Annotated in this window: 8 protein-coding genes; 5 read left to right on the top strand and 3 right to left on the bottom strand. The window is 60.3% G+C overall.

Annotation, left to right across the window (positions count from 1 at the left end):
- Window positions 1–41: 41 nt before the first annotated feature.
- The gene (locus SGJ19_14675) at window positions 42–2795 is read left to right on the top strand and encodes a DUF4214 domain-containing protein (GenBank protein MDZ4781492.1); all 2754 of its coding nucleotides are present in this window, start codon (window positions 42–44) and stop codon (window positions 2793–2795) included.
- Between the two features lie 359 nt (window positions 2796–3154).
- Here SGJ19_14675 and SGJ19_14680 read toward each other — a convergent pair whose 3' ends face one another.
- Complete coding sequence (locus SGJ19_14680) at window positions 3155–4600, bottom strand: Gfo/Idh/MocA family oxidoreductase (protein ID MDZ4781493.1); 1446 nt, start codon at window positions 4598–4600, stop codon at window positions 3155–3157.
- A gap of 288 nt (window positions 4601–4888) precedes the next feature.
- Between SGJ19_14680 and SGJ19_14685 the strand changes: the two genes are divergently transcribed.
- From SGJ19_14685 to SGJ19_14700, 4 genes are all read left to right on the top strand, one after another.
- Window positions 4889–6103, top strand: coding sequence for an FAD-binding oxidoreductase (locus SGJ19_14685; protein ID MDZ4781494.1), 1215 nt, complete (start codon window positions 4889–4891; stop codon window positions 6101–6103).
- Window positions 6104–6196: 93 nt separating this feature from the next.
- The gene (locus SGJ19_14690; protein MDZ4781495.1) at window positions 6197–7531 is read left to right on the top strand and encodes a (Fe-S)-binding protein; all 1335 of its coding nucleotides are present in this window, start codon (window positions 6197–6199) and stop codon (window positions 7529–7531) included.
- A gap of 59 nt (window positions 7532–7590) precedes the next feature.
- Entirely contained in the window at window positions 7591–8787 is a 1197-nt protein-coding gene (locus SGJ19_14695) for an ATP-binding protein (protein ID MDZ4781496.1), read from the top strand.
- The gene (locus SGJ19_14700) at window positions 8784–9785 is read left to right on the top strand and encodes an AAA family ATPase (protein ID MDZ4781497.1); all 1002 of its coding nucleotides are present in this window, start codon (window positions 8784–8786) and stop codon (window positions 9783–9785) included. The genes SGJ19_14695 and SGJ19_14700 overlap by 4 nt, the downstream gene beginning before the upstream one ends.
- A 32-nt stretch (window positions 9786–9817) precedes the next feature.
- Here the strand turns inward: SGJ19_14700 and SGJ19_14705 are convergent, their stop codons facing one another.
- Window positions 9818–10984: a DNA topoisomerase IV subunit A gene (locus SGJ19_14705; protein ID MDZ4781498.1), complete on the bottom strand. Its 1167-nt coding sequence runs from the start codon at window positions 10982–10984 to the stop codon at window positions 9818–9820.
- Window positions 10985–11004: 20 nt separating this feature from the next.
- Window positions 11005–13002 (bottom strand): DNA topoisomerase VI subunit B, encoded by a 1998-nt coding sequence (locus SGJ19_14710; GenBank protein ID MDZ4781499.1) that lies wholly within the window; start codon window positions 13000–13002, stop codon window positions 11005–11007.
- Between the last annotated feature and the right edge of the window lie 499 nt (window positions 13003–13501).

A 13501-nucleotide genomic window follows, 5' to 3' on the forward strand; every position in this document is an offset into this window, starting at 1 on the left:
ACTCACTTTTTAGCGTCACACAACACGCTCGGAACAGCACGATGTCGTCAGCTTTCAATCGCCTCGCCCGCACTCTTGGTTGGCAATCCAGCACCCGCTCGCGACGGAAGCCGGCTCGCCGTTCTCCTTTGCGCGACGCGCTGCAGCTTGAGTCGCTCGAACATCGCCACCTGATGAGCGTGGTTCCGGTCGGGCTCGAAACCCGGGCTCATCCGCTGATTACGACTCCGCAGGTGACGTGGCAAAACTCGCCGCAATCCGTCGACATGAACGCGAACGGCGCCGCGGTGATCGTGTTTTCCAGTCCCAACACTGATGCCCCCGCCGACAACGGCGGTACCCAGACCGGCGTTTGGTTTCGGCGGGTTCCCGCCAATGGAAACATCGCCATTACCTCTCCGGTGGAGGTGAACATCACCAAACCGGGCCAGCAGGCATTCGGATCGGTGGCTGTGGCTCCTGACGGAAGCTTCGTGGTCGTCTGGAACGGCAATGGCACTAATACCGGCGGTCGCCCGACCGACCTTCCGGCGCAGAACCAGGTCGACGGGACCGGCATTTGGATGCGACGCTTCGACGCGGCGGGAAACCCGCGTGACGCAGGCGAGCGATTGGTTAACACCACGGTGCCGACGGGCGTTGGGCAAGATCCCACTCAGCAGTTCCCGTCGGTGGCCATCGACAAAGACGGAAACTATGTCGTCGTCTGGACGGTCGATGAAGTCAGCGGTTCGCTCAACTCGCAGCGCAACGTATTCATGCGGCGCTTCACGGCCGGCGGCGTTCCGATTGACGTCACGGAAGTGCAAGTCAACACGTCGACGACGCAAGTCGAGCGTCTCGCGACCGCGGCGATGAACGCGAACGGCGACTTTGTCGTGATTTGGTCGGCTGCCAACGACATCAACGGCGACTACGAATCCTTCGGCCGGTTTTTCCGTAAATCGGACGGGCAATTTGGTCCCGTATTCACGGCCGCCACAGGCATTCTGAACGACCTGTATAACTCGGTCGATATCGCCGACTCCGGCGACTTCGTCGTCACCTATACCTTGACCACTCAGCTCAACGAAGATCCCCTGATTCTGACCGGAGACACCGAGGTCTTCTACCGGCGCTTTAACGCTCCGCTGGGTGTCGCCGCGCCCCCGGTCGCCAAGGACGTCGGCGATCGTTTCATGTTGGCCACCAATACGGCCATTGCCGGCGCGCAGCGGTTCTCGCGCGTCAGCGTCGTGCCCGAGACAGGCGATTTCACGATTGTCTGGGACGGCGTTGGACCGGCCACGGTCGACTTCAACGGCGACGCCGTTCCCGGGGAAACCGATCTCACCGGCGGCGGCGTTTTCGGTCAGCGTTTCTTGGCCAACGGTACGCAGGTCGGCAATCTGTTCCGCGTGAATACGTCACTCGCCGGCCCGCAACGCCTTTCCGGCGTGGCCGTCCGCGCGGACGAAGGCAACGCTCCCGAAAACCACAGCATTTTTGTCGCCTGGAGCGGCAACGGCACGCAGAACCTGACGGCCCAGCAGGACAGCCAGGGCGTGTTCTTCCAACGTTACCAAAAGCAAACTCCGGACATCAACATCTCCTTGCCAGGGCCGAATCCGGTCCGGTACTCGGTGCGCAACCCGATTCAAATGATCCTCGATCCGCAAGCCACGGTTACCGCGCCGGTGGGCATCTCCTACGCGGGATTGCGTTTCACCGTGGTGCTCTCCACCGCGGGGACCGGTGCGAACGCCATTAACGGTGCGCAGGAGACGTTGGGCATCTTTGACGACGGGCCAGGCGTTGACTCGATTGACGTGAACGGCGGCGCCATTCTCTTCAACAACGTCCAGATCGGCGCCTTCGGCTTCGCACCCGATCCGAACGACTTGCTGAGGTGGCAACTGGTCGTCACGTTCAATGCCCAGGCCACCACGGCGGCGGTGCAGGCTGTGATGCAGAACGTGTACTATCAGCACACCATTCCGCCGCAAAATCCGCTCTTGACCGATCGCCAGACGACCTGGTTCTTAACCGATGCTCAGAATCTCACGACCGACGTGTTGGTGAAGAACCTCATTTTCACGGACGGCACCGGCGGGGGCGGCGGCGGCACGCGGTTCCGTAATCGCGGCTTCTGCAACGGCTGCGGCATTCCGGCCGAACGCTACGCCACGACGCTCTACCGCGTGGTGCTGGAACGCGAGGGCAGTTCCGGCGAATTGACCACGCTGTCGAAGGTGTTGCTCAACGGCTACCCGCCAGGCAATGTTGTGGCCGGCTTCCTGAATTCGGTCGAATATCGCCGCTGGCTGATCGCCGATCCGGTGAACGGGTTCTATCCTCGGTTCTTGGGACGTCAGGCCGATGAAGGCGGCATTCAGTTCTGGTTGAATGCGATGGCTCACGGCGTCACGGAGCCGCAGGTCTTGGCGGGCATCGTGGGCTCCGGCGAGTTCTACGCCACGCAGGGCGGCGGCACCAACGCCGGCTACGTCAACGCACTCTACGACAAGCTCTTGAATCGCACGGCGGGCGCGTCGGAAGTCAACTTCCACGTGGGCCGCTTGAACGCCGGTACGGGCCGCGCGGATATCGCCTACGGCTTCATCCACAGCACGGAATACCGGCTCATCCTGATCAATGAGTGGTACGACCACTACCTCAGCATCAACCCTGTCGACAACTTGAAGTCGTCCCAGGCGTTGGCCAAGTTCGGCCCGAATGGTTCTTGGCAGAACGTGCAGATCTTTATCCTCACCAGCCGGGAAGCCATTCCCCGCCCGTTGATCCTGGGGAGCTAAGTCGCCTCTCCCAACACCGACATAGCCGTTCGGGTGGCTGGGGTCGAATGTACTCATTCGACCCCAGTGGAACGGCCTGGGGGCGGATGAGTACGCTCGACCCCAGCCACTCAACTCTCTTACTCCACCCGAATTTCGACGTGTGATGGACCACGTGCCCGACGCGCAAGCGAGGGAGAGTTAACGTTTAATTGTGTGCGACGTTGGCGATCGATCGACGCCAACCCCCGCTCGCTTGCGCTACGCTCTGTTGTGCTTCGACCCGCAAATGCGCTAAACAAATGGCCCGCCGGTTCAATTCCGGCGGGCCTTGTTGCGATCTCAAGTTTGAACGCGGTACTGCGATATCGAAGCGGCGACTAAGTCGCCGGGTCGACGTCGTTCGTCCACGGTCCGCCGAGCTCCTGGTAGGCCTTCGGATAGAGCTGGCTGCCGCGTTCGCCGGCGTTCCAGCCCGGGATGTGGACCGGCTTGGAGCGATCGTGTGACATCTTTTCCCAGCGGTCGGCCCAGGAGCTGTTGCCGTCGCTGATGGTCATCGTGTCGCGATCGAAGTGGAAGACTTTGCCTTGGCGATAGCTCATCGCGCCGAGTTTGACGACCGTCATTGCCGCCGCGCCGAGTTCCGGCGAGCAGTTCACTTTCTGAGGATCGCCGGCGCGGGCCGCTTCCACGAAGTTGTCGAAGTGGGTCAGCGACGAATCCTCGAGCGTGCCGATTTCAATGCGCTCCGACTGGAACGAGCGATCGTGCGTGGCTTGCGGACGTTCGGCGACCAGATCGTAGCCTGTAGAGTCTTCGCCATTGCCGGTGATGATCGAACCGCCGTGGCCGCGAATCGTGTGCTTGAGCGGCTGCTCCTGACTGCACATCGTGGCCGTGACGAGGCCCTGCACGCCTTCCGGAAAATCAGCGACGACCGTGGCCACGTCCGGCACGTCGCGGCCGTCGTATTCGAGATAAATGCCGCCGCCGCCGACCACGCGGCCCGGGAAGCGCAAGCCCGTGGCGAGCAACATGGCCGTCGTGCGATGGACAAAGAGGTCGGTGTAGAGGCCAGAACCAAACGGCCAGTAGCAGCGCCATTGGCCGAACACGGCGCGGTCGAACGGCATCTCCGGGGCGAGCCCGAATTCCGTGCCGAGGAACATCTTCCAATCGACGTTCTTGGGGTTCATGTCCTTGGCCAGCTCGTAGTACCGCCACTGGCCGACGTCGGAGTTGCGGTAGTACTCGGTCTGGTATTGCAGAACCTTGCCGATATCGCCTTTTTGCAGCCGCTCGCGGATCGCCGGGAAGATGGGCTGCGAAGTCGATTGCACGCCGACCTGCATCACTTTGCCGGAGGACTTCCACGCCTGATAAACGGCGAGGGCCTCTTCGACGGTGTGCGTCATCGGCTTTTCGCAATAGACGTTTTTGCCGGCGGCGAGGGCGTCGAGCGTTTGCTTGGCGTGCCAGTGGTCGGGCGTGGCGATCACCACGGCGTCGATGGTCGGATCGGCGAGGATTTCGCGGTAGTCGCCAGTGGCCGTGGGTTCCTGGCCGACGCCCGCTTTGACCTTGGCTTTGACTTCATCGCGATAGCGATTGAAGACGTCGCAGATCGAGACGATTTCGACCGATTGATTCTTGGTCTGCAGATGAATGGCGGAATCGAGATGCTGCTGCGCGCGGCCGCCGACGCCGATGAAGCCGAGGCGCAGCCGCTCGTTGGGACTTTTTGCCGCGCGAGCGGTCTTGGACATCGCGGCCAGCGCGGCGGTGGCGGCCGATGCGGCCAGGAAATTACGGCGAGTGGTCATGGATGGAGCCCTATTCGGATTGGAGTAGGAAGATGAGTGGGAAGAGCGCAGGACGGCGCCGACGTTCGAGATACCAAGAGTTTCGCCTGCCGGGAAAGGCGACGCAACTAGCGCTGAGGCGCCGTTGTGCGGGCATCGCCGCGATTTCATCGAGAGCGTCTCGGCGTCTGGATCGCTTTTTCGCAACGCTTGATTGTTGGTTGGGCGACTCCCTCCCTTCGGATTCAGCGGTTCCTACACTAACATCAAGAAACCTCGAAACCGCCGCCGCGCCCCTGCTTGCCCCTCATGCCTGACGCTTCGCCGTTGCCGATTCAGCGTAAAGCCGCGCCGCCGGATCAGGCGGCGCTGGCCGCCGAGGTGCGGGCCGCGTTTGCCGCGAAGACGCCGATTTATCCCGTCGGAGGCGGGACGGCCTTGGCGTACGGATTGCCGGCCAAGGAGCCGGGGATTGGGCTTTCGACCTCGCAACTCACCCAGATTGTCGACTATCCTGCCCGGGATATGACCATCACGGTCGAAGCCGGCGTGACGATGGCGACGTTGGCCGCGACGCTGGCGGCCGAGGGGCAGCAGTTGCCGATTGACGTGCCGTTCCCGGAACAAGCCACCATCGGCGGGGTGATCGCCACGAATTGGAGCGGGCCGCGCCGGTTCGGGCATGGGACGATCCGCGACTACGTCATCGGCATCAGCGCCGTCGACGGCCGCGGCGTCCCGTTCAAGGCTGGCGGCCGCGTGGTAAAAAACGTAGCCGGCTATGATTTCTGCAAACTCCTCACGGGGTCGCTCGGCACCTTGGCGGTGATCACGCAGGTCACGCTGAAGGTGAAGCCGATTCCGGAGGCGACAGCGTGGGTCGTATGCGACCTGAATGGTGTCGCGTGCGCGGAAGGCTTTTGCGAGGCATTGTCACAGTCGCAGGCCACGCCTGTAGCAATCGAGCTTAACGGCGGCCCGTTTTGGCAAGACAACGTGCAAATGGCAATTGGCGTCGAAGGAACCGCGGCCGAAGTCGCTTGGATACTAGAACGGTTGGCCGCGGAACGGCAGGAGAAAGGCTTCGGTGAGCTTTCAGTGCATGACATCACTGCAACTGCGGACGTTGGCGCAAAACGTCAGACGCTCACCGACTTCGCCGCGACGGTTGAGGCGCCACTCGTTGTGCGCATGAATGTGTTGCCGAGCCGTTTGGGAACCGTGTTGACGCAACTGGAGCGGAACGCCGGCAAGAGTTCCTTTCAGTCCCAAGCCGGCAATGGAATCGTCAATCTCGCCTTTCATGATGTTGCGCCAGCGGATGTTTCGCGGTTGATTCTCAAAGATTTGCAGCCCATGGCCGTCAAAGCGGGCGGCAATGTTATCGTCCTGAGTTGCCCCGGACAGGAGTTGACTCGACAATTGACCTGGGGGAACGGGCGCGGTGATCGTGCGGTGATGCTGGCGGTGAAACAGCAATTCGACCCGGCGGGGATTCTGAATCCTGGGCGGTTTGTTTATTAGCCCGCGAAACACGCGAAACACGCGAAAGGCGAGAGACGATACGGTGCTCGGCTGGGGTTGTTTTGGCTTCTTCTTACTTATGGCTTGTGATCTGTGACTCACGCGACTGATGACAATCCGCTGCCGATTCTTTCCCACGGGTCGCGCAATCCGGGGGCGGGGATTGATTACGAGTTGTTTCTCGATTGCGTGCATTGCGGATTGTGTACCGCGGCTTGTCCGACGTACGTCGAATTGGGGAATGAGAACGACAGCCCGCGCGGGCGCATCTACTTGATGCGCGCCGTGACCGACGGGCGGTTGCCGCTCAACCATGAGGTGCGCCGGCATTTGGAGTTGTGTCTCGACTGCCGGGCGTGCGAGACGGCTTGCCCTTCCGGCGTGCAATATGGGAAACTGATTGAGCCCTTTCGGATCGCGATGGATGCTGCGGGCGATGAGCCGGCGAAATCGCGTGATTGGTTTCATCGCTGGATTTTGTTTGGACTCTTTCCTTACCCCCAGCGCATGCGACCCTTGCTGTGGCCGGCAAGGGTCGCGCAGCGCCTGGGGGTGTTTTCATTGTTGGAAGCCAGCGGCGCAATGAATCTCGTGCCGCAGCGGTTGCGCCAACTCATGCGCACACTGCCGCCGCCGCGCAAGGCGGAACCGGCGTTGCCCGAGTTCCTGCCGGCGATCGGCCCGCGCCGCGCGCGGGTGGCGCTGTTCACCGGCTGCGTGGCGGACGTGATGTTCCGCCACACGCATTGGGCCACCGCCCGGGTGCTGCAGCAAAACGGCTGCGACGTCGTCGTGCCGCGCTCGCAGGTCTGTTGCGGGGCGATTCATTTTCACGCCGGCGCGAGCGAGCCGGCCCGTGAGTTGTCCAACACGAACATGGCCGCGTTCGATACGCAGGATGTCGACGCGATTATCGTCAACGTGGCTGGCTGCGGGGCGATGTTGAAGGATTACCCACACCACTGGCACGACGGCCGCGAGGGAGATCGCGAGCGATTCGCGGCGAAGATCAAGGTCGTGCATGACTTCCTGGAAACGCTCGGCTTGATCCCGCCGAAGGGCGCCATCAATCGCCGCGCCACCTACCACGACGCCTGCCATCTGGGCCACGCCCAGAAAATCCGCGAGGCCCCGCGCCGCCTGTTAGCGCAAGTGCCAGGCCTGGAACTGGTCGACTTGCCGGAAACCGAAATCTGCTGCGGCGCGGCCGGGACTTACAACTTGACCGAGCCGGAAATGTCGGCCCGCCTCAGCAAGCGCAAGATGCAAAACATCCTCAGTACCGGCGCCGACCTGATCCTGACCGCGAACGCTGGCTGCCTGTTGCAAGTGATGCGCGAAGCGCAGGTGCAGCGGCAGAAACTGTGGATCGCGCACCCGATGGATTTGCTGGATTTGAGTTACCGGGGCGCGCAGCCGGGGGAATGACGGCCATGGGCGATTGCGCCAAGTCTCGATAGAATGCTGAGCAGGAGGATGATAATACGATGTTAAGCGACGCTGATTTAGGCTTGCTCATGCAGGATCTGGAATCAGATCGAGTAGAGCGCAAGGCCTCCTTCTCCGATTCCGACCGTGCGCGCGAGGCGGTATGCGCGTTCGCCAATGACTTGCCAAACCACAATCAAGCTGGCGTACTGTTTTTTGGCGTAAGCGACGACGGTCGTTGCACGAATCTGTCGATCACGGACGACTTATTGCTGCGCCTCTCCGATATGCGGTCGGACGGAAACATTCTTCCATTTCCGACGCTGGTCGTGCAAAAGAGAATCGTAAACGGTTGCGAAACTGCAGTCGTCATGGTCGCGCCGGCCGACGCGCCGCCTGTGCGTTTTAAGGGGCGTGTCTGCATCCGTGTGGGGCCGCGGAGAGCGTACGCCAGCGCCGAGGAAGAACGTAGGCTCAGCGAAAAGCGCCGATCGCGCGATTTGCCGTTTGACTTGCGCGCTATTTCGGCGGCGAGTTTGACGGACTTGGATCTTGACCGCTTCACTCGAGAATACCTCCCAGTGTCGGTTGCCAGGGACGTATTGGACGCCAACCAACGTACGATCGATCAGCAGCTTGCTTCACTACGATTCATCGCAGTTGAGCCGCCGCATCATCCGACTGTGACTGGAATCTTGGTTGTCGGGAAATCGCCCCAGGACTTACTGCCCGGCGCGTACATTCAGTTCCTGCGAATTGCGGGCGACCAACTCGCAGACCCCATTGCGGCACGCCACGAGATTTTTGGTCCGGTGTTGGACCTCCTGCGTCGTATTGACGAAGTGATGCTGGCGAATATCGACATCGCGACGGACATCCAGGGAGGGCCATTGGAGGTGCAGCGACCAGACTATCCGCTCGGCGCGCTCCAGCAGCTGGTTCGAAATGCCGTAATGCATCGGGATTACCAGTCGAGCAACGCACCGATTCGCGTGACATGGTTCAATGACCGGATCGAGATCCAAAACCCTGGCGGACCATTTGGACAAGTTACGGTGGAAAACTTTGGAACGCCAGGTATCACCGACTATCGCAATCCCCATCTCGCGGAGTCGCTACGGAATCTAGGATTTGTGCAACGATTCGGCGTGGGAATCGCGATCGCGCGGAAGCAACTCGCAGACAACGGCAGCCCTCCTTTGGAATTCGAGAGGCAGCCAAATCATGTGCTTGCCACCATCAGGAGGCGCACATGAGCGTGCCGGTGATCGCGTTTTTCAACAACAAAGGGGGGGTCGGTAAGACCTCGCTTGTCTACCACGTTTCGTGGATGCTCGCCGAATTGGGATTTCGCGTGGTGGCAGCAGACTTGGACCCTCAGAGCAATCTTACGGGCGTGTTTCTTGAGGATGACAAACTAGAGTTGCTTTGGCCCGAAGAAGAGGAACGTCTGACAATCTACGGCGCTGTCCGGCCCATTAAGGTCGGGCTAGGTGACATTTCAGCCCCCGGACTCGAACCGATCGCATCTAGGCTGGTACTTATTCCGGGAGATATCGCATTGTCCGAGTTTGAGGACGATCTATCCGCGGCTTGGCCGAAATGCTTAGATCAAGATGAGCGTGCGTTTCGAGTCATGTCGGCTTTTTGGCGCGTGGTACAGAAGGGAGCCGCCGAACATGAGGCGGATATCGTCCTCGTCGATCTTGGGCCGAATCTCGGCGCAATTAATCGCGCGGCCCTGATCGCAGCGGATTTTGTCGTGATTCCGCTCGGCCCCGACCTTTACTCTTTGCAAGGTATGCAAAACCTCGGACCACGACTGCGTGAATGGAGAAAGGGATGGAATGAACGAATGCAAAAAAAGCCAGCATCAATCGGCGAATTGCCCTCTGGAAACATGACTCCCTTGGGATACATCGTGATGCAGCATTCGGTACGACTGGATCGACCAACCAAGTCCTATGACCGCTGGATTGCGCGGATTCCAGGCACGTACCGCAAATATGTGCTTGACCAACGCAATGGCGACTCGAATTCCGTTACAAATGATCCGAACTGCTTGCTGCTGCTAAAGCACTTTCGGAGTTTGATGCCGATGGCGCAAGAAGCAAGAAAGCCAATGTTCGCTCTGAAGCCAGCGGACGGCGCACTTGGAGCCCATGCAAACGCCGTTCTGGACGCGTCGGCGTCGTTTCGGAAACTGGCGAACGAAATCACGCGCCGCGCGGGCATCGTGAAATCGTCTGCATAACTGGTCAAGAGAATACGTCACAGCGTACGCCGTCAATCCAGCCAGTCCCGCTCCGCCAATCGTTCCGGCGTGTAGACTTCCGTCACGTAGCTGACGTCCTTGCTGATCAGTGATTCGACTTCCAGCTTGAAGCCGTTCTGCAGCATTTTCTCGATTTCCTTTTGCCAGGCTTTCTTGGCCGCGAACCAGGGGTATTCCGCGATTTGTCGGGCGCGCTTGATGTCCACGGCGTTCAGATTGATCTTCACGCTAGGCGACAACTCGCAGCGTTCGAAGTCGATGGACCGCAATCCCAGAAATTTGGCGTCCGGAATCGCCATCCGCTTCGATTCGTACGCGAGGTTGATCGAGCCTTGCTTGATGACGCTGTAGATGTAGTACCCCCACGGATCATTATCGAGCAGACAGTACACGGGCAAATTCAGCTCATTGTGAAGGCGATTGAGCAACCGGCGCACGCCGCGCGGGGGCTGGCCTTTCCCGTGAGTCAACAAGCAGTTGTGCTTTTTCCAGAACTTGTCCTCATTGAAGCGCTGCCAGACCGTGCCTTTTTCGACGTGGAGAATGAACTTGGCAGTGCACTTCTTGATCTGAATCGTCTCTGGCTCCACGATCGACGGGATTCCGTACCCGCCGGAGCCCATCCGCGCGCAATCGATTTCGTCGCCGCGATCGACAAGCACGATATCCCCGACCAGGTCTCCCCATTTCTCGGCGAACAGGTGCAATTCCTCGCGCAGGCTGTCGAGCATGACCTCGACATCCTCGATAATTGGGTCGCATTCATCCTGGTCGTTGAATGTCTCCTCGTTCGTGCCTCTGATGGTCCCCTTGAGCATGTAGAAGAGACCGCGGATGGAGCTGTTTTTCCCTTCCGCGATCAGACGATTGCAGCCTTTGGCGACCAGCAAAGTCTGCATATAGGCCTTGGCCTGGGAGACATTGAAGAGCTGGCGCCGATTGGTGTTCGACCCCATCTCGATAAAACGCTTGGACTTGTTGTACTTGACGTTCGACAGGGATCGCGCCGGAATCTCGAGTTGTGGATCACGACGTTTTTCTACGACGGTTACGACGTCGTTCGCCAGTTTCATAATGCTGTTGAACGTCTTCTGATCCCTGTCCGACAAACGACGCTGCGCGCCCGCTGCCGTCGTGTTGGAGGACGTTGATGCCTTCTTCGGTGTCCGTTTCGCCATGGTGACCCTTCCGTTTTCGATCAAGTGTCCTGCGGGACGATCAGCACGTTGTCTCCAAAATCTACTTCCGCTTCTTCGATGGCCTTGCCGGACTGATCGAACCTGGTATCTGCCTCGGCAGTTTTCTTTTTTGCTACCAGCAGAAGTTGTTCGTAGAGCGCTTTTTTATCCGCCCCGTTGATCTCGTGGACCGCCGTGGCGACTTCTCCCAGATAGCGCAAGAAGATATTGCGGCGCTGCCCCTCCTGCTGCACGCGCTGGCGGCGTTTGAGGTACATGCCGAGTTTTCGGCCCACGCTTTGCAGGGCGAGGCGGAGTTCCTTTTGAATCTCCGGGTAGCCAGCGACTGCTTCTTTCGATTCGCTCGTGAACGGCACCCAGACGCTCGCCATGTGGACCATGATGCTCACGGGGCCGCCCGGCAGCCCGCCGCGGGATTGCGTCAGTCCGTAGGAGCGCCAATTCGTGGCCATCACTGCTTGCGTAATGGCGCAACCTGCTTGCTGAAACTGCAACGGCACGCGGTTGGCGAACCGCATCACGGACATCGTTTGTCCGTCATCCAGGTTGACGTTGTGCATCGCCTCGAAGAGCGTGTCGACTTCCTTCTTCGCCAGTTTCGCCGGCGATACCCGCACGCCCACTTTGGCGGCGTCGAGAATCTTGTCCGCCGCGTCACTGCCCAGGCCATGGAACGTATTCACCAGGAACTGCCGCAACGTGCGAGCGTCGCTCTCGGAGAGCAACTCGTCGAGCGCGTCGCGCGTGACCTTCTTAGTCGGCGAACTGCCGCCGTAAGCCAGCGCCGCTTCGATCAGAAACGGATTCCCGCGATACACCGCCGGCGGCCGCGTGCTGGCAACGTAAAACTCGCCGGGCACGACGTGATGCAGCCCCTTGAGCAACGTCTGCTCGCCGATCGGCGAGATGCAATCGGTGGCCGGCGCCGGAATGCGTGTTTGTTGGATGGCCTGAAAGAGCGCGTCGGCCTCTTGCTGGCCGATTCTGCGTGGGTTGGCGCGCGTGGAGAGTTTCGCCGTTTTGCAGAGCCCTTGCGCGGTGCTCGGGCTGACGCGGGAAAAACTCTGCGTGAGGAATTGCGACAGCGATCCGCCCGGCGAATCCTTGAGCAGCGCGACCAGCCGACCCAACTCGACGCCGTAGGGATGCGGCTTGATCTCTTTCGGCTCGACGGGGAGTTCGTCCGTGCTGCGCGTGTAGTCGCGCTGTTCGTTGTCCGGATCGAGGTAATGGAACGTCGCGTGCGGGTTGGCGATCGCGGTTTGTTCCAGGTACTCGTCGACGCTGCCGCGGCCGCGCTGGTGTTTGCCTTCCAGCTCGATCGTGACGCGCGTGCCGTGGTCCTGATCGACCCATTCGATGCCGTGCTTGGCGATGTATTCCGCGCCGGCTTCGCCCGGCGGGATGTCGACGCCTTCGCCTTTGCCGTTCAGAATCTCCGGTTTGTTTTTCTTGGTGTCGATCTGGATCTCGAAATAGTGCGACGGCTTTTTCTTATGCGTCTTGGAGATGATTTTGACTGGTTTGCCGGTCGTTAGCACGCCATACATTCCGGCGGCGCTGATGCCGATGCCTTGTTGGCCGCGGCTCATTCGCAGGCGATGAAACTTCGAGCCGTACAGCAGCTTGCCGAAGATCAGCGCGATCTGCTTTTTCAGAATGCCGGGCCCGTTGTCCTGGACGCCGATTTTGAAGCGATTGGCGGAGGTTTGCTGGATGTGGACCCAGATTTCCGGTAGGATGCCGGCCTCTTCACAGGCGTCGAGCGAATTGTCGACGGCTTCCTTGACCGTGGTCAGCAGCGCCTTGCGGGGGTTGTCGAAACCGAGCAGGTGGCGGTTCTTGGCGAAGAACTCGCTGACGGAGATATCACGCTGGCTGGCGGCCATGCTTTCGGCCGTCGCGCGGCGACGCCCGTTCTTGGACGCCTTGCCGTTCGTCGCGGGAGACTCTTCCGATTCGGTTGAGGTTTCGTCCGTGGTGACCTCGTCGATCATTTTCCCTCTCGATTTGCGGGGCGCGGGCACGGTCAGATGCGGCTTATTCCGGTGGGGCCGATTGTAGCGTTTATAGGGCGATTTTCCCAGCCGACTTGGCGGCGCAAGTCCCTACAGGGCGTTAGTTTGTTACATCCGGCAGACAAAGATTTACCCGCGCCGCCGGACCCGGCCGAAAGGGAAAGCTGACAGCGAGCGAAGTCGCTCGTCACACGGCTCCCGGGAGAACTGTAGATCGACGTTTGTGGGAAGCGACTCCGACGCCGCCGGCAAGAAAGCGCCATGGTCGCGTCTGTTTGAATGCCGAGTTTGGGGTGCCACTGGCGGCTTGTCCGCTAGTGCTAGCAGCGCTCATTCACTGGCGGACAAGCCGCCAGTGGCACCCCCAGCGTGCAGTCAAACAAGACGCGGCAATGAGCAAAGTACGGCGCAGTCGGCGACGGAGTCGCCTCCCACAGAATAGTCCGATTTGCAGCGGAACGTGCGACGAACGGCAATC

Source organism: Planctomycetia bacterium, from assembly GCA_034440135.1.
Classification (GTDB): domain Bacteria; phylum Planctomycetota; class Planctomycetia; order Pirellulales; family JALHLM01; genus JALHLM01.